Origin of the sequence: Vibrio sp. HDW18, assembly GCF_011306175.1 — a bacterium.
Lineage (GTDB): Bacteria > Pseudomonadota > Gammaproteobacteria > Enterobacterales > Vibrionaceae > Vibrio > Vibrio chanodichtyis.
This window is the reverse complement of the sequence record NZ_CP049913.1, coordinates 360,162-385,651: the sequence shown is the minus strand read 5'-3', so window position 1 is coordinate 385,651 and position 25,490 is coordinate 360,162. Positions and strand designations below refer to the sequence as shown.

At 44.6% G+C, this 25,490-nt stretch carries 28 protein-coding genes and 1 pseudogene; 20 read left to right on the top strand and 9 right to left on the bottom strand.

Going from position 1 to position 25,490, the window contains the following annotated elements; all coding sequences use genetic code 11:
* Positions 1-58: 58 nt before the first annotated feature.
* On the bottom strand, positions 59-640 hold the full coding sequence (locus G7083_RS01770; protein WP_166013301.1) for a nucleoside triphosphate pyrophosphatase: 582 nt from the start codon (positions 638-640) through the stop codon (positions 59-61).
* A gap of 293 nt (positions 641-933) precedes the next feature.
* On the opposite strand from G7083_RS01770, the gene G7083_RS01765 reads away from it, so the two are divergent.
* Positions 934-1,161: a hypothetical protein gene (locus G7083_RS01765; RefSeq protein ID WP_041048776.1), complete on the top strand. Its 228-nt coding sequence runs from the start codon at positions 934-936 to the stop codon at positions 1,159-1,161.
* A gap of 15 nt (positions 1,162-1,176) precedes the next feature.
* Here the strand turns inward: G7083_RS01765 and G7083_RS01760 are convergent, their stop codons facing one another.
* The 5 genes from G7083_RS01760 to G7083_RS01740 all read right to left on the bottom strand — a co-directional run bounded on the left by G7083_RS01760 (position 1,177) and on the right by G7083_RS01740 (position 5,307).
* The gene (locus tag G7083_RS01760) at positions 1,177-1,455 is read right to left on the bottom strand and encodes a hypothetical protein (protein ID WP_166013300.1); all 279 of its coding nucleotides are present in this window, start codon (positions 1,453-1,455) and stop codon (positions 1,177-1,179) included.
* A gap of 10 nt (positions 1,456-1,465) precedes the next feature.
* The gene (locus G7083_RS01755) at positions 1,466-2,410 is read right to left on the bottom strand and encodes a hypothetical protein (RefSeq protein WP_166013299.1); all 945 of its coding nucleotides are present in this window, start codon (positions 2,408-2,410) and stop codon (positions 1,466-1,468) included.
* A 98-nt stretch (positions 2,411-2,508) separates the two neighbouring features.
* On the bottom strand, positions 2,509-2,916 hold the full coding sequence (locus tag G7083_RS01750; protein WP_166013298.1) for a hypothetical protein: 408 nt from the start codon (positions 2,914-2,916) through the stop codon (positions 2,509-2,511).
* Position 2,917: 1 nt separating this feature from the next.
* Positions 2,918-3,190, bottom strand: a complete 273-nt coding sequence (locus G7083_RS01745) for a hypothetical protein (protein ID WP_166013297.1) — start codon at positions 3,188-3,190, stop codon at positions 2,918-2,920.
* A gap of 533 nt (positions 3,191-3,723) precedes the next feature.
* Positions 3,724-5,307 (bottom strand): site-specific integrase, encoded by a 1,584-nt coding sequence (locus G7083_RS01740; RefSeq protein ID WP_166013296.1) that lies wholly within the window; start codon positions 5,305-5,307, stop codon positions 3,724-3,726.
* A gap of 211 nt (positions 5,308-5,518) precedes the next feature.
* Here G7083_RS01740 and yceD point away from each other — a divergent pair, with 211 nt between their 5' ends.
* From yceD to G7083_RS01660, 16 genes and pseudogenes are all read left to right on the top strand, one after another.
* A complete protein-coding gene (gene yceD, locus G7083_RS01735) occupies positions 5,519-6,043 on the top strand; it encodes a 23S rRNA accumulation protein YceD (protein ID WP_166013295.1) in 525 nt (174 codons plus the stop codon).
* A gap of 34 nt (positions 6,044-6,077) precedes the next feature.
* Positions 6,078-6,248 (top strand): 50S ribosomal protein L32, encoded by a 171-nt coding sequence (gene rpmF, locus G7083_RS01730; protein ID WP_000290732.1) that lies wholly within the window; start codon positions 6,078-6,080, stop codon positions 6,246-6,248.
* A gap of 9 nt (positions 6,249-6,257) precedes the next feature.
* Positions 6,258-7,283, top strand: coding sequence for a phosphate acyltransferase PlsX (gene plsX / locus G7083_RS01725; RefSeq protein ID WP_166013294.1), 1,026 nt, complete (start codon positions 6,258-6,260; stop codon positions 7,281-7,283).
* A 5-nt stretch (positions 7,284-7,288) separates the two neighbouring features.
* Complete coding sequence (locus G7083_RS01720; RefSeq protein WP_166013293.1) at positions 7,289-8,239, top strand: beta-ketoacyl-ACP synthase III; 951 nt, start codon at positions 7,289-7,291, stop codon at positions 8,237-8,239.
* 69 nt (positions 8,240-8,308) lie between these two features.
* Complete coding sequence (fabD, locus tag G7083_RS01715) at positions 8,309-9,232, top strand: ACP S-malonyltransferase (protein WP_166013292.1); 924 nt, start codon at positions 8,309-8,311, stop codon at positions 9,230-9,232.
* 27 nt (positions 9,233-9,259) lie between these two features.
* Positions 9,260-9,994: a 3-oxoacyl-ACP reductase FabG gene (gene fabG, locus G7083_RS01710; RefSeq protein ID WP_166014970.1), complete on the top strand. Its 735-nt coding sequence runs from the start codon at positions 9,260-9,262 to the stop codon at positions 9,992-9,994.
* Between the two features lie 233 nt (positions 9,995-10,227).
* Positions 10,228-10,464 carry an acyl carrier protein gene (gene acpP, locus G7083_RS01705; RefSeq protein ID WP_166013291.1) on the top strand — a complete coding sequence of 79 codons (237 nt, stop codon included), beginning with the start codon at positions 10,228-10,230 and terminating at the stop codon, positions 10,462-10,464.
* Between the two features lie 88 nt (positions 10,465-10,552).
* Positions 10,553-11,797, top strand: a complete 1,245-nt coding sequence (fabF, locus tag G7083_RS01700; RefSeq protein ID WP_206212102.1) for a beta-ketoacyl-ACP synthase II — start codon at positions 10,553-10,555, stop codon at positions 11,795-11,797.
* A gap of 77 nt (positions 11,798-11,874) precedes the next feature.
* Positions 11,875-12,678 (top strand): aminodeoxychorismate lyase, encoded by an 804-nt coding sequence (gene pabC, locus G7083_RS01695; protein WP_166013289.1) that lies wholly within the window; start codon positions 11,875-11,877, stop codon positions 12,676-12,678.
* Positions 12,675-13,691: an endolytic transglycosylase MltG gene (mltG, locus tag G7083_RS01690; protein WP_166013288.1), complete on the top strand. Its 1,017-nt coding sequence runs from the start codon at positions 12,675-12,677 to the stop codon at positions 13,689-13,691. The genes pabC and mltG overlap by 4 nt, the downstream gene beginning before the upstream one ends.
* Positions 13,688-14,326, top strand: a complete 639-nt coding sequence (gene tmk / locus G7083_RS01685) for a dTMP kinase (RefSeq protein ID WP_166013287.1) — start codon at positions 13,688-13,690, stop codon at positions 14,324-14,326. The genes mltG and tmk overlap by 4 nt, the downstream gene beginning before the upstream one ends.
* Positions 14,319-15,293: a DNA polymerase III subunit delta' gene (locus tag G7083_RS01680; protein WP_166013286.1), complete on the top strand. Its 975-nt coding sequence runs from the start codon at positions 14,319-14,321 to the stop codon at positions 15,291-15,293. The genes tmk and G7083_RS01680 overlap by 8 nt, the downstream gene beginning before the upstream one ends.
* Positions 15,284-16,069 (top strand): TatD family hydrolase, encoded by a 786-nt coding sequence (locus G7083_RS01675; RefSeq protein ID WP_166013285.1) that lies wholly within the window; start codon positions 15,284-15,286, stop codon positions 16,067-16,069. Before G7083_RS01680 ends, G7083_RS01675 begins: the two co-directional genes overlap by 10 nt.
* A 423-nt stretch (positions 16,070-16,492) precedes the next feature.
* The gene (locus tag G7083_RS01670; RefSeq protein ID WP_166013284.1) at positions 16,493-18,112 is read left to right on the top strand and encodes a PTS transporter subunit EIIC; all 1,620 of its coding nucleotides are present in this window, start codon (positions 16,493-16,495) and stop codon (positions 18,110-18,112) included.
* Positions 18,112-18,567 carry a hypothetical protein gene (locus G7083_RS01665; RefSeq protein WP_166013283.1) on the top strand — a complete coding sequence of 152 codons (456 nt, stop codon included), beginning with the start codon at positions 18,112-18,114 and terminating at the stop codon, positions 18,565-18,567. Before G7083_RS01670 ends, G7083_RS01665 begins: the two co-directional genes overlap by 1 nt.
* A 396-nt stretch (positions 18,568-18,963) precedes the next feature.
* Positions 18,964-19,875, top strand: a pseudogene (locus G7083_RS01660) (PTS transporter subunit EIIC); the annotation flags it as partial.
* 136 nt (positions 19,876-20,011) lie between these two features.
* On the opposite strand, the gene G7083_RS01655 reads toward G7083_RS01660, so the two are convergent.
* The 3 genes from G7083_RS01655 to G7083_RS01645 all read right to left on the bottom strand — a co-directional run bounded on the left by G7083_RS01655 (position 20,012) and on the right by G7083_RS01645 (position 22,656).
* Positions 20,012-20,113 carry a MetS family NSS transporter small subunit gene (locus tag G7083_RS01655; protein WP_166013282.1) on the bottom strand — a complete coding sequence of 34 codons (102 nt, stop codon included), beginning with the start codon at positions 20,111-20,113 and terminating at the stop codon, positions 20,012-20,014.
* Positions 20,113-21,573 (bottom strand): sodium-dependent transporter, encoded by a 1,461-nt coding sequence (locus G7083_RS01650; RefSeq protein WP_166013281.1) that lies wholly within the window; start codon positions 21,571-21,573, stop codon positions 20,113-20,115. Before G7083_RS01650 ends, G7083_RS01655 begins: the two co-directional genes overlap by 1 nt.
* 492 nt (positions 21,574-22,065) lie before the next feature.
* A complete protein-coding gene (locus tag G7083_RS01645) occupies positions 22,066-22,656 on the bottom strand; it encodes a porin family protein (protein WP_166013280.1) in 591 nt (196 codons plus the stop codon).
* 134 nt (positions 22,657-22,790) lie between these two features.
* Here G7083_RS01645 and G7083_RS01640 point away from each other — a divergent pair, with 134 nt between their 5' ends.
* The 3 genes from G7083_RS01640 (at position 22,791) to G7083_RS01630 (ending at position 25,480) form a co-directional block, all read left to right on the top strand.
* Positions 22,791-22,880: a YnhF family membrane protein gene (locus G7083_RS01640; protein ID WP_166013279.1), complete on the top strand. Its 90-nt coding sequence runs from the start codon at positions 22,791-22,793 to the stop codon at positions 22,878-22,880.
* A 15-nt stretch (positions 22,881-22,895) separates the two neighbouring features.
* Positions 22,896-24,044, top strand: coding sequence for a patatin-like phospholipase family protein (locus tag G7083_RS01635; protein WP_166013278.1), 1,149 nt, complete (start codon positions 22,896-22,898; stop codon positions 24,042-24,044).
* A gap of 218 nt (positions 24,045-24,262) precedes the next feature.
* Complete coding sequence (locus tag G7083_RS01630; RefSeq protein WP_166013277.1) at positions 24,263-25,480, top strand: ROK family protein; 1,218 nt, start codon at positions 24,263-24,265, stop codon at positions 25,478-25,480.
* Positions 25,481-25,490: the final 10 nt, after the last annotated feature.

Here is a 25,490-nt window from a genome sequence, read left to right as displayed (position 1 = left end):
TCCGCGGTATTCACGTGGACTCACAGGGCGATTTATCGCGCTGTGAGTCATCTACGGTTTAAATCACATTAACCCCTTCTTGTTCAAGCAGATTAATCAATTTAATCAGCGGCAGACCAATCAGCGAATTGGGGTCATCACCTTCTAATCGCTCAAACAGGGCAATGCCTAGACCTTCACTCTTAAAACTGCCAGCACACTCCAGTGGTCGCTCGACCGCCACATAGTTGCGGATCATTGATTCAGACAAGGTTCGAAAATGGACCGTAAACGTATCGTAAACCACCTGAATTTGCTGGGTTTGGTTATTAAAAAGGGCGACTCCAGTATAAAAGGTGATCGCTTTGCCACTTTGTCGTGACAGTTGCTCCACCGCCTTTTCCATGGTTAAGGGTTTGCCGATGATTTGACCGTCAATCACGCACACCTGATCGGAGCCAATCACTAAACTCGGTTCAGGCAAAAAACAGCTGCGTGCTTTGTGTTCGGCTAAACGCATCACCAATTGGATTGGGCTTTCACCGATTAAAGGTGTTTCATCGCAATCGGGTTTCGCACTCACGAAAGGTAGCTTGAGTTTGGTCAGAATTTGTTGGCGAAATGGTGAGGTGGAAGCTAAAACTAGTTGGTAATTTTGCATGGAGTCTACAAGGCGTTGATATGATTGAACTATAAGGATAGTACATACTCACGTCAATAGCCTTAGTGACTTCTGTAGTGACTTCTTTTGGTGACTTCCTGATTAACGCAATGTTATAACGTAACACAAAAAGAGAGGCATAAAGACACCCTATATGGGGGTAATCTCTACGCTTAATCAATTAGATGGTCTCTCAGATTTTTCTGGTAGATTTTCATCAGCATGCTATGCCACAAAGTGACTATTTGATACAATTCTGAGCATTACGTTATTTAATGCAAAGGTGTGTGTTTATGGACAGAGTTTTAGGCGGTCTTGCAAGTGCTCTCATTTGGTTTTTAGCTATTTTGCTTCCGGTTGGGTGGCTTTACTGGTTGTGGATTGCAATTAAGATAGGCGGCTTTGCGATGTTTGCCTTAGCTTTGTTCCCTTTGACCGCCCCAATTGCCTCTATTTTAGGTGGTTGGAGCTTCTTATTTGGCTTACCAGAGTGGGCATTTAGTATTTTTATATCAAAATAGCTTGTTAACTTTATCTCAACTGATACTACACAAGTCTGCCCACGGAGTAGTTGCATTGTCTTGACAGTAAGCCTCAACCTCTTGAATCTCTTCAGGACGCAACTCAATAGGTTGTCCGTTAGGGTCAATCGTCTTGAATCCTTTAGGGTAGACTTCATCACCTTTCACATAGTGGATAATAACAAACTCAAAGGAGAGCTTAGGTTTGTTCCATAGTAAAGTGTACTTTTCGTGATAGCTCACTTGTCCGTGTGAGCCATTCCTGTCAATACTAAGTAGATTGACAATTTCCATATTAGACACCTCAAGCAATCTTTAAGCTGAACTGAGTGATAAGAGGCATGGTAACGTCAACTGTCTGTCCGTCCACATCAAGCTTGGTGAAACCTGCTGCCAATACTTCAGCATTAGCGATAATCTCCATGATAGAGCTTTGGGTTTCAGGTTTACGGGTCACCTCGAACTTGAAGACTTCACCTGTAGCTGACTCAGCAAAGCTAATCGCTGTGTGTCGTCTTGGAATCAGATAGCCATAGTTATTTGTACCTGTGTCATCGCTCTTACTGGTAAAGGCAAATACCTCAGTTCCCATCATGTCATGGATAGAGCTAAAGCCATTAACACGAGCACTATACTCAAGGGCAGTGAAAGCAGCGTCTGACAGTCCCACAATGTAATCTGCAAGCTCTTTGCCTAAAGGCAATACCTCAGCCTTAGCTGTGAAGATTGATTCTTGTAGAGCTTCTCCACGGGCTTTAAGACCAGTCCCTGAGCTTGTTTCTGGCATGACCTTAACGAGCTTCGCAAAGTCTTCCGATTCCTCGATTAAGCCTAAGATTTCCTTATTCAAAGTATCGTTAGTGGTCTCGGTTACGGTCTCAATCTCTTGTTGAAGTGACAAATCAGTAATATGACCACTTACCTCAGAATCACTAAGCTCAATCGCTGCGGATAGCATTAAGCCCTCTTTACATGGCTTAGAGACCACCAACGAGCCTTGTTTGTGAGTGATGATAGTTGGCTTACCATTCTGTGATTTGTCAGCAAGGTTGAGCTTTACGGAACGATTCGCAAGAGTAGGGACTTGGATTGTCTTAGGGTTATCACCTTTGCGATGGAATCGGAAGTACCGAGCTTCAGTACCGCAAGCAGTCTTAAAGGCTACTGAGTTGAAACAACCGGACAACTTGCGAGCCAATGACTCCAAGTAGCTTTGAGCTGAAGGTTTTTCATTGATTGTGATATTCATAATTGGTGTTCTCCTATGGGTTGGTGGTTAGTGTTTAGAGTGTTTACTGCGTTCACAGTGTTTAGGGTCGATAGCCTCCCTTTTAGGAGGCCATAGCTTTACCATTTGATACTTGGAATAGGGTCTTGGTGAGGACTGTTTGTGTAGACAGGACGACCAGACTTTAAGGCTGCTGCATGTGCTCGACTCTTAGCGGCAAAGGCATCGCGTTCACGTTTTAGCTTTGCTTGATGCTCAGGGTCTCTGAGGAGAGCTATACGTGTACGCTCTGCTGCTTCTTTAGACTCCCTTTCTGCAATCTCTGCCAGTTCACGACGATGATTCACTAATCGGTGGTCACGGTGATTCGCTAAGGGTGTGTCTTTCAGTGCGTTATGGATGAGACCGACAGACCAATTAATGTCAAGTAAAATAGCAACTTGAACATGATTAAAATAATCTGCTGTAAAAGTTTGTCCGTAGACACTAAATGTATTAGTTGTTTCATCATAATTAATAATACTCATCTTATAGGACTCCTTCTTTCTCTAATTGAAACTTAGCTTTTTCATAGGCTAATTCTTTCCGACAAGCTTCCCATCCGGTATATTTAATTCCAGTCATCCCTTTAAGAGTGGCTTGAAGTTTATCCGCTGCACTTTGGGAATGCTCACAGTCAAACTTTCTGAGAATATTAATCATCCGATTGTGTAGAGCTGCTTTCTGAGTAAATGAAAGACGCTTAGGCTTCTCACCTCTGAAATGAATATCGAGAGTGTTCACATTATCTTTAGTTGTCATATTAGGGGTCTCCTTGTTGGTAATGGTTTACTTCGTTAACAATGGTTATAAATAAAGATTATGGTAAGACACATACACCATTAATAATCAATGCACTCTGAATAACCAGAATGACTCACATGATTAAATCTGTAGAGATGTGTCTTTAAGTGATTACAGCTAAGATGATTTGATTACAATTAACTTCGCTATAGCAACGGGATGATAGTTAATATCTCCCTATAGTGTGGGTTAAATAGGAGGGACTTAAAGATATATCTTAAAGATAATGATTCTTTAATAATAATTACTATTAAGAATATTAGACTTAAAGAGTAATCTTAAAGATATCTTATAGTCTTATCTTAAAGATATCTTATAGTCTCCCCCTACTGTCCCCCTATAGTGTGGGTTAATTCAATATTATTGATTTATAGGGACTTTTTGTTCTATTGACGAGGAGCTTTGAGAGTCTGATTGTTGTCTTTATGTTGGTGGTTATGTTGCTCTTATGTAATTAACCCACGCGTATAGATGATAGTGATTCTCATATGTTATGACCATAGTTTAACCATCTCTTTATACATTGTCTCAACGTCTACACCTGCTGAACCATAGAGACCATAGGTTATACTCTGAGTATGCCCTAATATTTCCTTAGCGAAGCTTTCAGGCATCTTCTTGTTTAGGCATAGGGTAGCCATAGTGTGACGGAAATAATGCATTGTGAGCGTCTCAGGGGCTTCTGAGTGGTTATCTCGATAAGCCTTTAATAGTTTACCTATCTTGATGCTGTTTAATTGTCGGTCACTGTTCTTGAGTCTGAATATATTGTCTGAATCATCATTACAGGTATTGACAACTTCATTTAGGAATAACTCTAAGTCGAACCCATAAGCACCATTTACGAGAGGGACTATACGAGCTGAAGATTTATTCTTGAGTACATTGTCATCTTTGTCATTAATATCAATAAACCAACATAGACCATTATCAGATTGCTTTATGTCGCCTTTGCGTAGCTGTAGAATTTCGTTAAGTCTTGCACCTGTAATAGCTGCTAATTGAGGAATCCACTTGATAAACTCCATGGCCTCTGTGGTCTTCTTACTGCGTTTAGCTTCAGTGAAATAACCATGCTTGAAATAACTCAGAACATTGTTAACTTCTGACTCTGTTAATGCCTTTGAGTCTTTATTATCACGGTCTTTCAATAACAGCTTAACGGCTGGACTTTTCGGAATAACATCAAGCAATTCAGCATATTTAAAGACAGCAACAATATTCCTTATTTGACCGTTTACCGTGGATAGCTTCAGACCATCGTTAGATAGAGCTGTACGCACTTCCAATAGGTCTTGTCTTGTTATCTGGTCTATCGGTTTATCTTGAAGAGAGCAAGCCTCAAAGTAGCTTACAAGCTTTCTTACAGTGGCTGCTTTGGTTCCTAATGTTGCTGCTGTCCAACTTCCACTAACTTCTTTCTCGTTAATATAATCCTCGACCATTTGAGAAAAGGTTTTAACGTTGTTTACTCTGTGCTTACTTCGTTCGCTGTTCACGTTAGTTGATTCACTAACTCTACTAACTTCACTGACACTATCAACAATCGACAATAAACCTTCTGTATCGCTCTGTAAGCCCTTCTTCATGATATCTGAATAGGACTGTATGAATCTAACCTGTTCGACTGTCTGAGCTTCTTGGAGAGCTTCTTGTGCAATGATGATATTACCACGGTAAAACCAATCAACTTTGGGACGTCTAACAAGCTCAGTCTGTGCGATTTCCTTTAGAGCTGCTCTCATATGGTCAAAGCTAACAAAGCTACCTGCTTGCTCTAACAGGCGTTCCTTTAGGTAATCAGTATTCATCATTGCCTCTCGTCTATTATTTGTTCTAAGTGATACGGTAACACTCTCATTCTGTAACTGGTCTCGGTGTGAGACTCTTAGATAGAAAGTGTTCTCCTTCTTGATTGTCGTGAAGTAAATCTTTGGGATGTTCCTATAGTGTGGGTTTATTGAGTTACTTGGGTTACTTGAAGGAAAACATACAGATTGGGACAAAGAGGCGTAGTGACTTCTTTTGGTGACTTCTTGAGAGTTTGAGGCTTTGAGATGATTGTTAAAGGTCATAATAATCTCTTTATATTCAGAGAGTTAACCTTGTCCCTATACAAATCAGTTGGTAATTCTGCATTTTACTTTACAATCATCGCGTGTTTGACAGCAGCATAACGTATCCTAATGCGCTGTTCATAATGCTCTCGGTGGAAAAGGAAAAAAAACTAAGTTTTTTGCCTTTTTCTTTGACTAAACCTGTTTTGGAAGATAATATTCGCGCCCTATGCAAAAGGTAAAAATACCGCGAACGGTTGATCCAGCTAAAGCGGCTCAGAAGAGATTAGATTTTGATGGCATCATCCAAATCAGTCTGTTCAAGCGCTTAGAGGAGTCAGTCGCAGGCGTTAAACGCGACGCTGAAGTTTCATTGTCATTTGAGATTGATGAACAGCAACTCGTTGTTATCTCTGGTAAAGCTAACATCGAAGTTGATTTAGAGTGTCAGCGCTGTAACGAGGTTTTCGCACATGAGTGTGAAGTTGACTTTACTTATACCCCTTATTTAGGGCGTAAAAGTGAAGAAGACGCCCCAGACGAGTATGATTTGGTAGATCTAAACGAGTTTGGTGAGGTTAACCTAGTTCAGTTAGTTGAAGACGAGTTCATCTTAAATTTGCCTCAAGTTGCAATGCATGACGAAGCGGATTGTAGCGTTGATTCAGACAATTTGGTGTTTGGTGAACTTCCAGAAGAAGTTTTGGAAGAGAAACCGAATCCATTCGATGTTTTAAAAAGCTTGAAGAAGTAATTCGCTAAGCATTCTTAACATAGGAGTAGGGTCAATGGCCGTACAACAAAACCGTAAAACACGTTCAAGACGTGGTATGCGTCGTTCACACGATGCGCTAACTGCTGCAGCGCTATCTGTAGACGCAACTTCAGGTGAAACTCACCTACGCCACAATGTAACTGCTGAAGGTTACTACCGTGGTAAAAAGGTTATCAACAAGTAAGGTTGACCTTTGCAAAATTTAACCGTTGCACTTGATGCAATGGGCGGGGACTTCGGTCCACGCGTTACAGTGCCTGCCGCCGTGCAGGCACTGTCACATTTCCCAGAGCTAAAAGTGATCTTAGTGGGTGATCAACATCAGATCGCTCAACAATTCTCCCTACTTGGTTATTCTGCCAATGCTCGTTTAAGTATTGTGCACAGTGACCGAGTTATCTCTAACTCTGAAAAACCTTCGTTGGCTTTACGCAATAGTGCTGGTAGTTCCATGGGTATGGCGATTGATCTGGTTGCCGATAATCAGGCGGATGCTTGTGTCAGTGGGGGTAACACCGGTGCCCTGATGGCGCTATCCCGTTTTCGTCTTAAACTGTTACCTGGTATTGATCGTCCGGCGTTGGTTTCTGCTTTACCTACGGTATCGGGCGGTAAAACTTGGATGCTGGATCTCGGTGCCAATGTGTCGAGTGATGCGGATTCTTTGTTCCAATTTGCGGTGATGGGGGCGGCGCTAGCTGAGCAACATTTACGCCACGCACCCAGAGTTGCCATTTTAAATATCGGCGCAGAAGAGATTAAAGGTAATGACCTGGTTAAGCGCTGCGCGGAGATGCTGACCCAAACCCAAGAGATCAATTTCATTGGTTATATTGAGGGCAATCAGCTATTAACCAATAGCGCAGATGTGATAGTGTGCGATGGCTTTGTGGGAAATGTCTGCCTTAAAGCGTGTGAAGGAACAGCGCAACTCTTTATCGATAAGTTAAAAAAATCGCTTTTAGCCTCATCCATAAAGGGTTGGATTGCAAGAAAACTGTTTTCTGAGCTCTTTACTGAATTAAAAACCCTGAACCCCGACCAGTATAACGGCGCAAGTTTGCTAGGATTGCGCGGCATTGTCATTAAGAGTCATGGAAGTGCTGATGTATCCGCTGTTGTCAATGCAATTTGTGAGGCGGTGCATGAGGTGAAACGACAAGTACCCAGCCGTATAAGCGATCGTTTGGAAGCGGTTTTACTCGAGAGGCATTATTAGTCTTCATGTATAGCAAAATTTTAGGTACTGGCAGCTACTTGCCATCTCAGGTGCGTACTAACGCAGATTTAGAGAAAATGGTAGAGACCAGTGATGAGTGGATTGTTGCTCGTACTGGTATCCGCGAGCGTCGCATTGCCGCTGATAATGAAACGGTGGCCGATATGGCTTTCTATGCGGCACAAAACGCCATCGACATGGCCGGTATCGATAAAAATGATATTGATATGATTATCGTTGCCACCACCAGCGCGAGTCACGCTTTCCCCTCCGCTGCTTGTCAAGTGCAAGGTAAGCTGGATATTAAAGGTTGCCCTGCATTTGATTTGGCGGCCGCTTGCTCTGGTTTTATGTATGCGCTCTCGATTGCCGATCAACAGGTTAAATCTGGGGCATGTAAAAATATTTTGGTGATAGGTGCGGATGCACTGTCCAAAACTTGTGATCCGACCGACCGCTCCACAGTTATTTTGTTTGGTGATGGCGCAGGTGCCGTAGTGGTTGGAGCCAGCAATGAGCCCGGTATTCTTTCAACGCATATCCACGCCGATGGTCAATTTGGTGATTTATTGAGCCTTGAAGTACCTGAACGTGGTGGCAGCAGTGATAAATGGCTGCACATGGCGGGTAACGAAGTATTTAAAGTGGCAGTGACACAACTGTCTAAATTGGTGGTCGATACGCTGCAAGCCAATAACATGGATAAATCAGAGCTCGATTGGTTGGTTCCCCATCAGGCTAACTATCGGATTATCTCGGCGACCGCGAAAAAACTGGCTATGTCATTAGATCAAGTGGTGGTTACGTTAGACCGCCACGGCAATACGTCGGCAGCGACAGTGCCAACGGCATTGGATGAAGCGGTACGTGATGGGCGTATTCAGCGCGGGCAAACTCTATTGCTCGAAGCGTTTGGTGGCGGTTTCACTTGGGGCTCGGCGCTGGTGAAATTCTAAATCCACAATCAATGTTGATTTTAAGGAGTCGTAAGGCTCCTTATCCATTATGAGATAAAGGAAAGAGTTATGAGTAAGTTTGCTATCGTATTCCCAGGTCAGGGCTCGCAAGCGGTTGGGATGCTGGCTGATCTTGCACAGCAGTATGAGGTGGTAAAACAGACTTTCGCACAAGCGTCTGAAGTGTTGGGTTACGATCTCTGGGCTCTGGTGCAAGATGGACCGATCGAAGATCTCAACCAAACTTTTCGCACTCAGCCAGCACTGCTCGCAGCTTCAGTGGCGATTTGGCGTGTATGGCAGCAACTGGAATTGCCACAACCGACGGTATTGGCTGGCCACAGCTTAGGTGAATATTCGGCATTAGTCTGTGCGGGAGTGATCGATTTTAAACAAGCGATCAAGCTGGTTGAGCTGCGTGGTCAATTGATGCAACAAGCGGTGCCTGCTGGTACCGGTGCGATGTATGCGATTATTGGCTTAGATGATCAAGCCATTGCCAAAGCTTGTGCTGATGCAGCGCAAGGTGAAGTGGTTTCTCCGGTCAACTTTAACTCACCAGGCCAAGTGGTGATCGCCGGTCAAAAAGACGCGGTAGAGCGTGCCGGTGCTCTGTGTAAAGAAGCTGGTGCTAAGCGTGCGTTGCCGCTGCCAGTTTCTGTGCCATCACATTGTGCGCTGATGAAGCCTGCTGCCGATGAATTGGCAAAAACTTTAGCAGAGCTTGAATTCAATGTGCCACAAATTCCCGTCATCAATAACGTGGATGTGATTGCCGAAACCGATCCGGCTAAGATTAAGTTGGCACTGGTTCGCCAGCTCTACAGCCCAGTACGTTGGACCGAGTGTGTGGAACAAATCAGCGCTCAGGGTGTCGAAAAACTGCTTGAGATGGGGCCAGGTAAGGTGTTGACTGGTCTGACTAAACGTATTGTCAAAACCCTTGAAGGAGCTGCGGTGAACGATGTGGCTTCTTTGGATGCGTTAAAATAATAACAGGAATAAAACATGACTCAATTCATGAGCTTAGACGGCAAGGTCGCCCTAGTAACCGGCGCGAGCCGCGGTATTGGTAAAGCGATTGCTGAATTGTTGGTTGAGCGCGGTGCGCGAGTGATTGGTACTGCGACGAGCGAAAGTGGCGCGCAAGCGATAAGCGACTACTTAGGTGATAATGGCAAAGGCATGGCACTGAACGTGACCAATCTTGAGTCAATCGAAGCGGTAGTGAAAACCATCGCAGATGAGTTTGGTGGCATCGATATTTTGGTTAACAACGCTGGTATCACCCGTGATAACCTGTTAATGCGTATGAAAGAAGAAGAGTGGTCAGACATTATTGATACCAATTTGACTTCGATTTTCCGTCTCTCTAAAGCCGTATTGCGTGGCATGATGAAAAAACGCCAAGGCCGCATTATCAATGTCGGTTCGGTTGTGGGTACTATGGGCAACGCGGGTCAAACAAACTATGCTGCAGCGAAAGCGGGTGTGATTGGTTTTACTAAATCGATGGCACGTGAAGTAGCATCGCGTGGCGTAACAGTGAACACTGTGGCTCCGGGTTTTATCGAAACGGATATGACCAAAGCGCTGAATGATGAGCAACGTGCAGCAACCTTAACCCAAGTTCCGGCTGGGCGTTTGGGCGATCCGCGTGAAATAGCATCAGCGGTGGCTTTCTTAGCCTCACCAGAAGCAGCTTATATCACCGGTGAAACACTGCATGTTAACGGTGGCATGTACATGATCTAAAAGGTTTGCCTCATGATCCGGTATTGAACTGTCGAGTTGTGAGGCGAATTTAGATGAAAAGTGTCGATAACATGCACAATGTTTATGCATGACTTATATCAAATATGGTGTGAATTTCGGTTAAAGTCGGCTAATTTGTGGTTAGACCAGAAACCTCACACTTGCAACTTTCCCTAGTTCGAATAAACTACGGAATCATCGCATTAGGCGAAATCTGTAAAGGAAAAGAAAAAATGAGCAACATCGAAGAACGCGTAAAGAAAATCATCGTTGAACAGCTAGGTGTAGACGAAGCAGAAGTGAAGCATGAATCTTCTTTCGTTGATGATCTGGGTGCAGATTCTCTTGACACTGTTGAGCTAGTAATGGCTCTGGAAGAGGAATTCGATACTGAAATTCCTGATGAAGAAGCAGAGAAGATCACTACTGTTCAAGCTGCGATCGATTACGTGACCAACAACGCTCAGTAATCTCTCCCCAGGCGGCCTACTGGCCGCCTGAATTTTTATTAGTTCTCAACACCCTCTCATTTCAATTTCAATTCCGGAGAATATGATCGTGTCCAAGCGTCGCGTTGTTGTCACTGGCATGGGTATGTTGTCACCGGTAGGCAACACGGTAGAGTCATCTTGGCAAGCTTTGTTAAACGGCCAAAGCGGTATCGTCAACATTGAGCATTTCGACACTACCAATTTTTCTACTCGTTTCGCAGGTTTAGTCAAAGGCTTTGATTGCGAACAGTACATGTCAAAAAAAGATGCCCGCAAAATGGATTTATTTATCCAGTATGGTATTGCGGCGGGTATCCAAGCTCTGCAAGATTCGGGTTTAGTCGTCACGGAACAAAATGCGCTACGCATTGGTGTTGCGATTGGCTCGGGGATCGGTGGTCTTGAACTTATCGAAACGGGTCACCAAGCATTAATTGATAAAGGCCCACGTAAGGTTAGCCCTTTCTTTGTGCCATCGACTATTGTCAACATGATTGCTGGTAATTTGTCGATCATGCGCGGTTTACGAGGCCCTAATATTGCTATTTCAACCGCTTGTACCACTGGCCTACATAATATTGGCCATGCGGCACGCATGATTGCTTACGGCGATGCGGATGCGATGGTCGCAGGTGGCGCTGAAAAAGCCTCTACACCTCTGGGTATGGCTGGTTTCGGTGCAGCAAAAGCACTTTCAACTCGTAATGATGAACCGCAAAAAGCTTCTCGTCCTTGGGACCAAGACCGTGATGGTTTTGTCTTGGGTGATGGTGCAGGTGTGATGGTGCTCGAAGAGTATCAACACGCGAAAGCACGCGGTGCGAAAATTTACGCCGAAGTGGTTGGTTTTGGGATGTCTGGTGATGCTTATCACATGACTTCACCAAGTGAAGACGGCTCTGGTGGCGCATTGGCGATGGAAGCTGCAATGCGTGATGCGGGCGTGACTGGCGAACAAATTGGCTATGTCAATGCGCACGGTACCTCTACGCCGGCAGGTGATGTTGCTGAAGTGAAAGGTATCAAACGTGCTTTGGGTGAAGCGGGCAGCAAACAAGTGCTGATTTCTTCCACCAAATCGATGACGGGTCATTTGCTTGGGGCGGCTGGTTCTGCTGAAGCGATTATCACAGTGATGTCATTAGTTGATCAAATCGTCCCTCCAACCATCAATCTGGATAATCCAGAGCCTGGTCTGGATGTCGATTTGGTACCGCATGTGGCGCGTAAAGTCGAGAATATGGAATACGCGATGTGTAATTCATTTGGCTTTGGTGGCACTAACGGTAGCTTGATTTTCAAGCGCATGTAAAAACTTCACCACTCTTTACTTGAGTTCACACGGCTTGATGCATAGCATTGAGCCGTTTCTTTTTATGGAGTCCGAGCATGTACTGGGTGAATGGAAAGCCAGGCAATGAGCGACCGATTGATGATCGTTCCTTTCAATATGGCGATGGTTGCTTTACCACTCTACTAACTCAGCACGGTCAAGCAGTGCTTTGGCCGCAGCATCAAGCCCGCTTACAAGCTTGCCTTAAAGCGCTGCATATTACCGAGCCCGATTGGTCAGCGGTGTGGCAAGGTGTGCAGGCGATGATACGCAGTGATGCGCAAGCAGGGATAAAAGTTCATATTAGCCGAGGTACTGGGGGACGTGGTTACAGTCCTACTCAAGTCAGCGCATGCAGTGTTACTATTAGCGCGTTTGCTTTTCCTAGCCATTATGAGCAGTGGCGTAACGCGGGTGTGTCATTAGGCATTTGCCAGCAGAGAATGGGGTTAAATCCGCTGCTGGCTGGACATAAACATAATAATCGTTTGGAGCAGATTTTACTCAAACGTGAAATGGATGTGGCGGGTTGGGACGATGGTGTTTGTTTAGACATCGATGACCAAGTGATTGAAACTACTGCCGCCAATTTATTCTGGTGTAAAGATGGCCAGCTTTATACCCCCAGTTTACACCATGCCGGCGTTGCCGGTGTTGCACGTGGTCAGATACTCAAACTTGCCCAGCAGTTATCGATTCCGCTAGTGATTGACCGGTTTGGTATCGAAAGCGTGTTGGCGGCAGATGAAGTGTTCATTACCAATGCGTTACTGGTGATTGCGCCAGTGACACAGATAGGTGAACACTCGCTGGATATAGGTAGTATGACGCGACGTTTTCAGGAGAGTAGTAATTCGTGATTAAAAAGCTAGTATTGATTTTTGTCGTTCTGATCTGCGCTGCCGTAGGCAGTTATGCTTATTTTGTCAAACAAATGGATAACTATCTTGCGCAGCCTTTGCTGATAGAGCAAGCCCAGTTGGTGACCATAGCTCCTGGGACAAGTTTGAATCGAGAGCTGACAGTGCTCACCGAACAAGCGTGGATCAATGCCAGTTTTGTTGCCGATTGGGTGCGTCGTTTTCATCCTGAGTTATCGCAAATTAAAGCCGGGACATATCAATTACAACCCAACATGAGTCTACAGCAAGCTTTGGCTTTGTTGGTGGCCGGTAAAGAGCATCAATTTGCGGTGACCTTTGTTGAGGGTAGCCGTTTTCAAGAATGGCGTGCTATTTTGGCCAGTAACCCTTACATCACTCAGCAATTGACTGGACTTTCGGAGGCGGAAATTGCCAAGGCTTTGGGGTTGCAACATGAAAAATTAGAAGGCCTATTTTTGGCTGAAACTTACCATTTCATTAAAGGTACCAGCGATCTAGACATTCTCAAACGCGCTAATCAAAAGTTAGAGCAGTTTTTGCAGGTGACTTGGGATCATCGCCAAAAGGGCTTACCGATCCAAACCGCTTATGAAGCTTTGATCTTGGCTTCAATTATCGAAAAAGAGACCTCGATTGCTGATGAACGTGAGCGAATTGCCGCCGTGTTTATTAATCGGCTTAATAAGCGCATGCGGCTACAGACCGATCCTACGGTGATCTACGGTATGGGAGAAGCTTATGATGGCAATATTCGCAAGAAAGATTTACGAGAACGCACTCCATATAATACCTATGTGATCAATGGATTACCACCAACTCCGATCGCCATGCCTGGTGAGGCTTCGATTTATGCGGCATTAAATCCGGAACAAAGTGATTACCTTTACTTTGTGGCGAGCGGTGAGGGCGGACACAATTTCTCGAAAACACTCGCTGACCATAATCGTGCGGTACGTAATTATCTTAAAAAACTTAGAAAAAAAACATGAACGCAAAATTTATCGTAATCGAAGGGCTTGAGGGCGCTGGAAAGAGTACCGCGATCCAAATGGTAGTGGAAACCTTACAGCAACATGGTATTCAGTCAATCGCCTGCACTCGTGAGCCGGGCGGGACCGTATTAGCCGAAAAGTTACGCGCCTTGGTCAAAGAAGAGCATCCGGGAGAAGTGTTGCAAGACATCACCGAATTGCTGCTCGTGTACGCTGCGCGGGTACAACTGGTGGAAAATGTGATTAAGCCCGCTTTAGCCCAAGGAACTTGGGTGGTTGGCGATCGGCATGATATGTCTTCACAAGCTTATCAAGGTGGTGGACGGCAGATTGCGGCTGCGACAATGCACAGTTTAAAGCAAACCGCGTTGGGGGATTTTAAACCAGACTTAACCTTATATCTGGATATTGATCCGAAACTGGGTTTGCAGCGAGCTCGTGGCCGTGGTGAGCTGGATCGGATTGAAAAGATGGATATCGGTTTTTTTGAACGTGCTCGTCAGCGTTATCTTGAACTGGCCCACAGCGATGAGACGGTGGTATTGATTAATGCGGCTCAATCGATTGAACAGGTGACGACCGATATTCGTGTTGCTGTTGAAGCCTGGTTAAGTCAGATGAATCATGTCTAGTCTTACGCCTCTTTACCCTTGGCTTAGCCCTGTGTATCAGTTATGGCAAGCGACATTGGCAAGCGGACAGTTGGCGAGTGCGACCCTCATCCAAGCGGCGGAAGGATTAGGTGCAGAAAGCTTGGTTGAGTCTATGGCTCGCAGCGTAATTTGCGCCAGTAGTGACTCGGAGCCGTGTGGCTTTTGCCATAGCTGTGCTTTACTGCAGGCGGGGCATCATCCGGATCTGCATTATGTGCGACCTGAAAAACCGGGTAAGGCGATTTCGGTTGATCAAATTCGGCATATTAATCGGATTGCTCAAGAATCATCGCAGCTCGCGGGTTATCGTTTGATTGTGATCGAGCCGGCCGATGCGATGAACGAATCGGCTGCGAATGCGTTGCTGAAAACATTAGAAGAGCCACCTTTACACTGTTTGTTTATCTTAGTCACGTCCCGGATCCAGCAACTGCTACCAACCATTATCAGCCGTTGTCAACGCTGGGTGATCCCAAGCCCTACGCCTGATGTAGTGCAGGAGTGGTTACAAGCTCAGGCGATTGATGCGCCAAGCTATGCGTTGCATCTTTGTTCGGCTTCACCACTGAAAACTCGAGCGTTTATGCAGCAAGGCGGGATCGCCAACTATCGCGAGCTTGAAGCTCAGTTTATTGCGGCCATTAACGGTGATGTTAATGCCCAATTAAAGTTTATCTCATTGATTAATAATGATTTAAACCAAGGGCTTTATTGGGTTTGGTGCTGGCTAACGGATGCGCAAAAAATTCAGTTTGGGGTGCAGCAAAGCGATGCAACACCACTTAGCACCGAATTAGCCAACCGCCTGACTTATCATCAGCTTTATACCCAGACCGCGGCATTGCAAGCTCTCATCGATCAGCTGCGTCAATTTACTGGGTTGAATAGTGAACTATTGCTCCTGCAATGGTTTTATCAATGGATTAATGAGGAAATATGTTTGTAGATTCACACTGTCATCTCGACAAATTGGATTACCAAGATTTGCACACGGATGTGAATGATGTGATTACCAAAGCTCGCCAAGCCAAAGTTGAGCACTTACTTACGGTAGGCGTTACGCTCGATGCTTTTCCGAATATGTTGGCTATGATTGAGCCCTTTGCTCAAGTGTATGCTTCCTGTGGTGTGCATCCTTTAGATGTAGAGAGTGAGTTTTCGCTCGCCACATTTCTGCAGTATGCGCAACACCAGAAAGTGGTGGCGATTGGCGAAACGGGGTTAGATTATCATTATCAGCCACAAACCGCAGAGTTACAGAAATTACGCTTTCGGCAGCAGATCGATGTTGCGGTTGAGCTGAATAAGCCATTGATCATTCATACACGTGATGCTCAACAAGATACGTTACAACTGCTAAAGGCAGGGCGAGCGGAGCACTGTGGTGGGGTGATCCACTGTTTTACTGAAGATTTGCCGTTTGCTGAAGCGGCGATCGATCTCGGTTTTTATATTTCGATTTCTGGGATTGTGACTTTTCGGCAAGCGACGGCGCTTAAAGAAGTGGTAAAAGCATTGCCTTTAGAACGGCTCTTGATTGAGACCGATTCACCGTATTTATCACCAGTCCCACATCGTGGCAAACAAAATCAGCCAGCGTATGTCGTCGAGGTCGCGGCGCATATCGCTCAGCTTAAAGGGATTTCACTTACCGAAGTCGCTGCAAAAACCAGCGAAAACTTCAGGAATCTTTTTTTTGCGATGAGAACTATTGTTGTGTGAAAAATAAACGGTAAATGATTTTTTATCGGTTAAATATTATAGCAAATTCAAAAAAAGCGAACTTTTAGGCTGATTGATGGAAAATAGAGCAAAAATCATCAAATTGTAAATTTGTTGCAAAAAATAACATGTCAGGCGATTTTATTTATCCTGTGAAATTAATGCTTTTTTATTTTTTGTCATAAAAAACAATGGCATGGGTTGCGTTGGTGGTATTTTAGTGTGAGCGGGTGACTGTGATCCGCCTATTACTTTGAAACTAAATTTCATTCCAAACTAGAAAAATTAACGGCCATCAATATATATTTAGAGCCGGAAAATATAATGCATGAGTGTTACATTTTTCATTCAGTACTGGCATTAAGGCTACGGGGGGCCGTCAGAACTGAACCATTCTAATAACTTTATCAGGAGCATAAATACATGAAAGCTTTCTTTAGTAAACTTTCACAATCAATTATGTTACCCATCGCACTGCTGCCTGCAGCGGGTATTATGTTGGGTATCGGGGGGAGTTTTACCAACCCTACCATGATCGAAGCGTACCAAATCGGTGTGCTGCAAGACGGAACCGTTCTAAATAGTTTCCTACAAGTTATGACTGCGGCGGGTGGTATTGTATTTGCTAACTTGCCAGTCATGTTCGCTTTGGCGATCGCGGTAGGTTTTGCTCGTGCCGAGAAAGGTGCAGCAGCACTGGCGGCGCTGATCTCTTACTTGGTAATGAACGTTGCGATTGCTAAGACTTTGGTTGTGGCAAACATGATCAACTTAGATACCAACACTGTGGTACTGATGGGTAGCGAATATCCAGGGGTACTGGCTGACATGCTGGGTATTTCTAATACACTAAGTATGGGTGTGTTTGGTGGTCTGATCGCTGGTGCGGTAACTGTGGTATTGCACAATAAATACCATGATGCCAAATTACCAGATTACCTAGGTTTCTTCGGTGGTGCTCGTTTCGTACCTATCATCAGCGCATTTGCTGCGTTGTTCTACGGTATTGTTCTGACTTTCATTTGGCCATTCTTTGGTGCTGCATTCGGTGCCATCGGTGCTGCGCTAGGTGAAATGACTGCATCAGGTCACGGTTACATTGCTTCTTTGATCTTCGGTATCATTGAACGTTCTCTGATCCCTGTTGGTCTGCATCACGTTTTCTACTTGCCTCTATGGCAGACTGAGATTGGCGGTACTGCTGAGATCGCTGGTGAGTTGATCAAAGGTACACAGAACATCTTCTTTGCTTCTCTGGCAACCGGTGATTTCTCTCAATTTACTTCAACTAACTTCATGACTGGTAAATTCCCGTTCATGATGTTTGGTCTACCTGCAGCCGCTTATGCAATGTATACCCTAGCAGATGACAACAACAAGAAAGCCGCTGGTGGTCTGTTGTTCTCAGTTGCTCTGACTGCATTCCTGACTGGTATTACTGAGCCAATTGAATTCACTTTCTTGTTCCTAGCTCCAGCACTGTACTATGCGATCCACGTTCCTCTAGCGGGTCTGTCATTCATGCTGATGGATATGCTGAACGTTAAAGTGGGTATGACTTTCAGTGGCGGTTTCATTGACTTCAGCTTGTTTGGTATTTTGCCAGGTGTAACTGGTGCTGAAAACAACTGGTACTTTATCCCTGTAGTGGGTATTGCTTACGCATTCGTTTACTTCTTTGTCTTCCGCTGGTTCATCGTTAAATTTGATGTGAAAACCCCAGGTCGCAAAGGTAGTGCCGTAGCAGTAGTGTCTAAGCAAGATTACCATGCAGCAAAAGATGGCGCGGCTGGCAGCAATCAAAAAGCGCAAGACATGATTGAAGCTCTGGGTGGTGCAGAAAACATCGTTGATGTTGATGCATGTATCACTCGTCTGCGCATCACAGTAAAAGATGGTGCTCAAGTGAAAGATAACGATTTCTGGACTCAACAGCTTGGTGCTCGCGGTCTGGTTAAAGTTGGTGACACTGGCATTCAAGCCATCTATGGCGCTGAAGCTGCAGGTTACAAAGCTCAAATCAACGCTCTGCTTGGTAAGTAATGAGTATTGGTGACAAATTTAGAAGAACCGGAGCCTTTATCATTGACGTCATGGTGGCGAAGATGTTCACTCAGGTGGTGGTAACGGTTCTGATGGCGATGGTGACAGGGCTCTTTAGTGATAAAACTTCAGGGCTATCGTTAAACGATGCGATGGCTCTGCCAGTTCTGTTACTGATGATGCTATTGATGTTATTACTGTTTATCGGTTTATATCTTGGTTTCGGTGCGATTTGCTTTAAGCAGATTGGCAAGTCACTAGGTAAATATCTGCTTCGAGTGGACAGTGGTGATTGGATCAAGCCGAAAGATTTGTCGGTATACTTAGCTCGCGAAAAAGAGAAGATAGTGTTTTTCTGCGCCACATTAGGATTGTATGCCGTTTATTCGGCGATTCAGTTCTACATGTATGGTGTTGAACCACTGCATGATACAAGAGCAAAGAAAAACGCTTGAACAATGATACCCCGAAAGCCCGCAAAAAATGCGGGCTTTTTGTCGTTATCCCTAAACTAGCGTTTTTCGTGGTAGTGATAGGTGATAGCTTATTATCGGTAAATCATCCCCTTAATTATGGGAGGCTTGGTTTGGTGGCTGAACAGTAAAGTTTGCGTAGTATCAAGAGATCTTGAGATCTGGAAAAATATAATGGTTACATTTTTACTGGCTCCTAATCGTTAGGTTGTCAGGGCATGCCGTTGGCTTTGCTAGTAATTTGATCAGGAGGATAAACATGTTTAAGCACGCTTTTGCAAATTTGCAAAAGGGGTTGGTAAGGCTCTGATGTTACCCGTATCAGTATTGCCGATTGCTGGTATCTTGTTAGGGGTTGGGGCGGTGATTGGTTCACTTTCTGATTGGGCGGCTAACCAAAATCCGGTAACCGCATTTGGTCTCTATGGCCTGGTTGAGCGTGCATTACTGCCATTTGGCTTGCATCATATTTGGAACGTACCATTTTTCTATCAAGCGGGTTCTTGTGTCAACGGTGTTGGTGACACGGTCAGTGGGATCATGACTTGTTTCTTGACCGCAGATGAGGCCTCACGTTCTGCAGGTAATGGTTTTGGTCAGTTAGCTGGCGGCTATTTGTTTAAAATGTTTGGTCTACCCGCAGCCGCTTTTGCGATTGCCCATTCGGCTAAACCAGAAAATCGTGCCAAAGTTATGGGAATCATGGCCTCTGCTGCGTTGACGTCATTTTTAACCGGGATTACCGAACCGATTGAATTTTCGTTCTTGTTTGTTGCGCCTATCCTGTATGCGATCCATGCGGTATTAGCGGGTTTAGCTTATGCACTAACCAACGCATTCGATGTGGTGCATGGTCATGCATTCTCGAATGGTTTCATTGATCTGGTTGTGCAATCACCACGCGCAGATAACGTATGGCTACTCGTTGGGTTAGGTATGGGTTATGCGCTACTGTACTACCTAGTTTTCACATCAGTGATCCGGATATTGAACTTAAAAACGCCAGGGCATGAAGATGAAAATGTCGACATCGTGATGTCTAGCAGCAATCAACTGGCGGGTGAGTTGGTGGCCGCATTTGGTGGTAAATCCAATATTAGCAGCTTAGATGCGTGTATTACTCGCTTGCGTGTCACTGTGGTCGATACCGCGTTGGTTGATCAAGACCAATTGAAGCAGCTAGGGGCGGCAGGGGTGGTTATGGTGTCTGGCGGTGTACAAGCGATTTTCGGTACTAAGTCGGATAACTTAAAAACGGAAATGGATGATTGGATCCGTACTCACGGCTAATATCATGCTTACTGTAATGAGAAAGGAGACCTTCGGTCTCCTTTATATTGTGTGATAGTCGGTTCGGTTAGTGAATGTAACCCCAAGCCATCGTGGATCTTGTCTCCCGATTGGTGATGGGAGCAGTTTGGCCAATTTACGATGATTGTTTATCCATCGCTTTTTTGATACAGATGGCAGCCCCACCCCATGTGATGCCGAGACCAAGTATCATCATGATAATTGCACTGAATGTCATTAGTGAGCCTCCTTTTGTGAGCCTGCATTGATAAGTATTCCGGTCATAAATAGGGCGGCGATAATCGCCCAGCCGAGGGTTAAATCGTAACCGCCATAGCCCTCAGTCAAGAGCTCTTGCAGTTTGGTTGCGACAATAATCGCCAAAATAACTGGTGAAATGAAACGCAAACAGAGATCAAACCAAATTCCCACTTTGAAATCAGAAATACTATTAGCATATTTGCGTACATCGGAAATTTTTAGCAACCAGCTCATTAGGAGCAGCTCGACTAAACAGCTGGCCATGATCCCAACGTTGTTGGCAAAATGGTCAACCAGATCCAGCAGCAACAAACCGCCATTGGTGGCAAATGCCATGGACACGAGTACTCCGCTACCAATCACGATATTGGCAGCCTTTTTGCGGCTCCAACCGAGTTTGTCAATAATCGCTGAGGTGACCGCTTCCATAATCGAAATATGCGAACTGAGGCCTGCAACCACTAAGGCGAGGAAGAATAAAGGCCCTAGAATATAAGGGATCGGCAGTAAATTGATCGCGGCGGGTAGGGTAACAAAAGCGAGACCAACGCCAGAGGAAACCACCTCGGTGAGCGGTTTGCCTTGCTCTTGCGCCATATAGCCGAGTACCGAAAAGATCATGATACCGGCTAGGATCGAGAAGCCACAGTTGATCAGCACGGTCATAAACGCGTTATTGGTGATATCGGATTTCTCCGGCAGATAACTTGAGTAGGCTAACATAATCGCGAAACCGATACTCAAAGTGAAAAATATCTGCCCGTAAGCCGCCGCCCACACCTTCACATCCCAAATTTTGCTGAAATCAGGTTGGAACATGTAGTTCACACCATCCAATGCTCCGGGTAGGAAAATCATCCGCGCGATGAGCAGCAGTACCATGATAAATAACACCGGCATCATGATTTTAGACGCACGTTCAATGCCTTTTTTCACACCACCGACAATAGCGGCGTAAGTGATGATCCAAGCGAGCAGCATAGCAAAGGCTATTTGCCACTGAATACCGCCTAATTGGGTTGGTGAATTATCACCCAGTTTGAGATATTCACTGAAGAAGAAGGCATTGGTATCGGTGCCCCAACTTTGGGTAAATGACATCCCAAAATAGGAAATAGCCCAGCCAATTACCGCAACATAATACACGGCAATCAGTGCCGCAATACCGACTTGAAACCAACCTAGCCACTCAAATTTAGTATGAATTTTGGCGAGGGTTTTCGGTGCAGAACCACGATTTTTTTGTCCCATGCTGAACTCGAGGATCATAAACGGGATCCCCGCAGTGATCATCGCGAAAAGATAAGGGATGAAGAATGCGCCTCCACCATTTTCGTAAGCCATATAAGGGAAACGCCAGATGTTTCCAAGGCCAATCGCTGACCCTACGGCAGCTAACACGAATCCTACTCGGGATCCCCATTGTTCTCGTTTCATAAACAACTCCTTGTCATATCCTAGGGGATGAAACTATTCGTCAGCACTTGCTGAATCTGAGAATGGCAAGACCTAAGTCACCGGTACGGTGTTTGTCCGATAAACTTTTGTGCTATCATCCATGATCCCGCAAAAAGTTAGTTATATATATCGATTGCTGAGTGAAAACCTAGAATTTTATTCTTAGTTATGCGCTGTGTGTTTGCGAAAACTGAAATAATCAGCTAGGCAATCGTTTGAGACTACCGTGTTATTGATTGAGTGGCAATACAATCGGTTGGTTGGATTTATGTTAAAACAAGGTTGTATTTGTTTTGTATGTCAACTTATATCGAGCAATATCGGTAACTTAGTGACAAATCTAGTGAATATGACTGAAGTGTCGGCTCATCATCAATACAATTGTCTAAGATTGAACAAAGCGTATTTGTCCAAAAAAACACCACACTCTAGAAGTGTATATCCCGTTTTGTGAGTCTGTTAAAACTTGCTTTACAGGCGGATAGTCAGCCCAATTTGCACAGAAGCTTGATTGAGCCAATCGGACTTAAATTTTATGACACAGTTTTCTGAAGAAGGCAGAGTACAGTTTGCGCTCGAATCATTGTCAACCATCGAGCCTAGCCAGCGAAGTTGTGCATTGAGCGCAATGTGTGTAGCGATTCTATATTCCAACCCACCAAAGGCACTCGCGGAGAAGCCGTATTTATTATCAGCCCAGCTTACGTCGGTATAGGTACCGCCAATGCCTAAGCCAAGGAAAGAGGAGAGCTGTTGTGACATCGGGTAGTAAATGCTACTTTGAAAATGCAGCGAATGCAGATGCGCATCTTGATTAGGCAGGGTTTCAACTTGAGTGGGTTGGGCGGAATAAAATAAGCCGACTCGCCCTTTTTCATAGGGCATTTCAAGCGCTATAGCATAGTGAGTAGAACTATCTAGATTATATTTATTACTATTTTGGTCAATAACTTTACCGCCTAATGAATAGCCAATCGAAGGGGTCAACATCCACTCAGCATTGACCAATGATGAAGAAGTTAAAAGTAACACATTGAAAATAAATAAAAATATTTTACGCATATCTAAACCCTAGCCAAGTTTTTGACGATGCTTTTATTGTGATAGTAATGGCAGAATTGTGCACAAAAAAACCACAATTCTTGAAGATACTTCACACCGATGCTATTACTTTGCTGGATGAGCAAGGAGGTGTTATGGAACAAGATCTGAAATATGCATTAGCAATAGTAGTGATCATTTTTGGCATTTTACTGGGATTTGGAGCAATTACCCTTATCCACTAGCCTAGGTATTTATCGATGAATATCTTGCCGCTAAATTGTGGAGGCGTGGTTTCTGATGCTGGGCCTAAGCTCAACACGCAGCATTTTGCAAAATACATCGGTGGTAAACAGGCTTTGGTTGCTCAAGGTGGTGGCCAGAGAGGAATATTTACCGCTGGTGTATTAGATGCGTTTCTTCTCGCTAATTTTGATCCTTTCCATGAGTTTTATGGCACTTCGGCGGGTGCCATGAATTTGTGCGCCTTTTTATCCGGTCAAGTGGGGTTAAGCAAAGCGTTTATCTTAGAGTTGACCACTCGTGCCGAGTTTTTCCATTTATTGAGCTACATGCGACGTAAGCAATACATCAATATGCAATGGGCATTGGATCGGGTGTGTGAATCTCCTTATGGTCTAAATTTGGAACTTGCTCGTCAAACGTTAGGTCAACGCAAGGCTTATGCCGCCGTGACTGAGATTAATGCTCTAAAAGACGCTTATCTGCCAATGTTGGGCAGCGATTGGCAGCCAGTGTTACTGGCGACTTGCGCGATCCCCGGCTTGTGCCCAGAACCAATTATGTTAGCGGGTAAGAGCTATATTGATGGCGGTGTTTCAGCGTCGATTCCGGTGCAAGAAGCTTGGCGTAAACAAGCTCGTTGTATTACCGTGATCCGCACTGAATTTATCCCCGAGCATGATCATACCGCTGTGCCATCTGTGGTTGCACTCCCGGAGTGGTGGCCCGAGCAGTTGAATTATTTACAACAACGATTACAGCATAAATGGTCAGGATGGCGTCAAGAGTGGCGTGATTTTCTACATCAGCAAAGGTTAAGAGCGAAGCTACAACAGGGCGAAAAACATTTCCCTGTACTCAATGGTGGGCGTTGGCTATTCGGTGCCGATGATATTTATCGGTTCAGCCACTTATTTGGCAGTCAATTTGATGCTGGGTTGGCCGATTTATTGATGGTGCATTATCAGACTTATGCATTGACCTGTGAATTTCTTAATCTGCAGCATAATGACACTTTTATTGTTCAAATTATGCCAAGTGAACCGCTGCACGCCAACTCGTTGCTCAGTTCATCACAAGCCTTGCTCCATGATTATCAACTGGGCCTTAAAGCTGGTGAGCAATTCTTAACCACATATCATCAGGCAAGCGAATTATGTCGCTGATGGTTTGAATTGTCATTTAGATATTCACTCCGTGTAGTTGCCCCACTAAGGCATATCTTCTACGTCGATTATTGTCGGAATATAAAGTCCAATAATTGGATATAAAACACAAACTTCTAGAGATGTGCGTGATACTTGTCACGCCTATTTGACAAATAGCTTCACAATTACTTCGCAAAGTAAAAAAATTAGTTTGTTGTTGAATTTCGGAGCGCCGCATGTACATGGCTCAACCCGGCCATATTGATCATATCAAGCAGATCAATGCTGGCCGCGTATATAAACTGATCGACCAAAAAGGGCCAATCTCTCGTATTGATTTATCAAAGGAGAGTGAGCTTGCGCCAGCCAGTATCACCAAAATTACCCGCGAATTGATTGATGCCCATTTAATTCATGAAACGACAGTTCAAGAAGCCACCAGTCGAGGACGTCCTGCGGTTGGCTTGCAAACCAATAATTTCGGGTGGCAATTTCTTTCGATGCGTCTTGGCCGAGGCTATTTGACCATTGCGTTGCACGAACTGGGTGGTGAAGTACTGATCGATATCAAAATTGATATTCATGAAATTGATCAAGATGATGTACTTTCCCGTTTATTATTTGAAATTGAAGAATTTTTCCAAACTTATGCCACTCAGTTAGATCGGGTAACCAGCATTGCGATTACCCTGCCAGGTTTAGTGAATTCTGAGCAAGGCATTGTGCTACAAATGCCGCATTACAATGTGAAAAACTTAGCTTTAGGACCCGCAATTTATAAAGCGACAGGGCTACCGGTGTTTGTTGCCAATGATACCCGGGCTTGGGCGTTAGCTGAGAAATTGTTTGGTCATGCTCAAGATGTTGATAATTCGATATTAATTTCTATTCATCATGGGTTAGGTGCTGGCATTGTGTTGGATGGGCGAGTGTTGCAAGGCCGACATGGCAATATTGGTGATTTAGGGCATATTCAAATTGACCCTAAAGGTAAACCGTGTCATTGCGGAAATTATGGTTGCTTAGAAACGGTGGCGTCTTCACAAGCGATTCGCGATCAAGTCACAACGCGTATTATGGAAGGGGAAGCGAGTTGCCTGGCTGCCAGTGAAGAAATTTCGATTGAGGATATTTGTGCCGCTGCGGCGGACGGTGACTCACTAGCTGTCGATGTCATTCAACAACTGGGCCGTTATTTAGGCGCTGCGATTGCGATTGTGATCAACCTATTTAACCCAGAAAAAATCTTGATTGGTGGTGTGATTAATCAAGCGAAAGCGATTTTATACCCTTCGATTGAGCAGTGTATTCGTGAGCAGAGTTTGCCCGTTTATCATCAAGATTTGCCATTGGTGGAGTCACGTTTTTATAAACAGGCGACCATGCCTGGTGCGGCATTGATCAAGCAGGCGTTGTACGACGGCCTGTTATTAATGAAAGTGGTAGAAGGTTAACTTAATGATT

Coding starts and splice junctions, on each gene's coding strand:
- G7083_RS01770 (WP_166013301.1), bottom strand. CDS start 640: ATGCAAAATTACCAACTAGTTTTAGCTTCCACCTCACCATTTCGCCAA.
- G7083_RS01765 (WP_041048776.1), top strand. CDS start 934: ATGGACAGAGTTTTAGGCGGTCTTGCAAGTGCTCTCATTTGGTTTTTA.
- G7083_RS01760 (WP_166013300.1), bottom strand. CDS start 1,455: ATGGAAATTGTCAATCTACTTAGTATTGACAGGAATGGCTCACACGGA.
- G7083_RS01755 (WP_166013299.1), bottom strand. CDS start 2,410: ATGAATATCACAATCAATGAAAAACCTTCAGCTCAAAGCTACTTGGAG.
- G7083_RS01750 (WP_166013298.1), bottom strand. CDS start 2,916: ATGAGTATTATTAATTATGATGAAACAACTAATACATTTAGTGTCTAC.
- G7083_RS01745 (WP_166013297.1), bottom strand. CDS start 3,190: ATGACAACTAAAGATAATGTGAACACTCTCGATATTCATTTCAGAGGT.
- G7083_RS01740 (WP_166013296.1), bottom strand. CDS start 5,307: ATGACCTTTAACAATCATCTCAAAGCCTCAAACTCTCAAGAAGTCACC.
- yceD (WP_166013295.1), top strand. CDS start 5,519: ATGCAAAAGGTAAAAATACCGCGAACGGTTGATCCAGCTAAAGCGGCT.
- rpmF (WP_000290732.1), top strand. CDS start 6,078: ATGGCCGTACAACAAAACCGTAAAACACGTTCAAGACGTGGTATGCGT.
- G7083_RS01720 (WP_166013293.1), top strand. CDS start 7,289: ATGTATAGCAAAATTTTAGGTACTGGCAGCTACTTGCCATCTCAGGTG.
- fabD (WP_166013292.1), top strand. CDS start 8,309: ATGAGTAAGTTTGCTATCGTATTCCCAGGTCAGGGCTCGCAAGCGGTT.
- fabG (WP_166014970.1), top strand. CDS start 9,260: ATGAGCTTAGACGGCAAGGTCGCCCTAGTAACCGGCGCGAGCCGCGGT.
- acpP (WP_166013291.1), top strand. CDS start 10,228: ATGAGCAACATCGAAGAACGCGTAAAGAAAATCATCGTTGAACAGCTA.
- pabC (WP_166013289.1), top strand. CDS start 11,875: ATGTACTGGGTGAATGGAAAGCCAGGCAATGAGCGACCGATTGATGAT.
- tmk (WP_166013287.1), top strand. CDS start 13,688: ATGAACGCAAAATTTATCGTAATCGAAGGGCTTGAGGGCGCTGGAAAG.
- G7083_RS01680 (WP_166013286.1), top strand. CDS start 14,319: ATGTCTAGTCTTACGCCTCTTTACCCTTGGCTTAGCCCTGTGTATCAG.
- G7083_RS01675 (WP_166013285.1), top strand. CDS start 15,284: ATGTTTGTAGATTCACACTGTCATCTCGACAAATTGGATTACCAAGAT.
- G7083_RS01670 (WP_166013284.1), top strand. CDS start 16,493: ATGAAAGCTTTCTTTAGTAAACTTTCACAATCAATTATGTTACCCATC.
- G7083_RS01665 (WP_166013283.1), top strand. CDS start 18,112: ATGAGTATTGGTGACAAATTTAGAAGAACCGGAGCCTTTATCATTGAC.
- G7083_RS01655 (WP_166013282.1), bottom strand. CDS start 20,113: ATGACATTCAGTGCAATTATCATGATGATACTTGGTCTCGGCATCACA.
- G7083_RS01650 (WP_166013281.1), bottom strand. CDS start 21,573: ATGAAACGAGAACAATGGGGATCCCGAGTAGGATTCGTGTTAGCTGCC.
- G7083_RS01645 (WP_166013280.1), bottom strand. CDS start 22,656: ATGCGTAAAATATTTTTATTTATTTTCAATGTGTTACTTTTAACTTCT.
- G7083_RS01640 (WP_166013279.1), top strand. CDS start 22,791: ATGGAACAAGATCTGAAATATGCATTAGCAATAGTAGTGATCATTTTT.
- G7083_RS01635 (WP_166013278.1), top strand. CDS start 22,896: ATGAATATCTTGCCGCTAAATTGTGGAGGCGTGGTTTCTGATGCTGGG.
- G7083_RS01630 (WP_166013277.1), top strand. CDS start 24,263: ATGTACATGGCTCAACCCGGCCATATTGATCATATCAAGCAGATCAAT.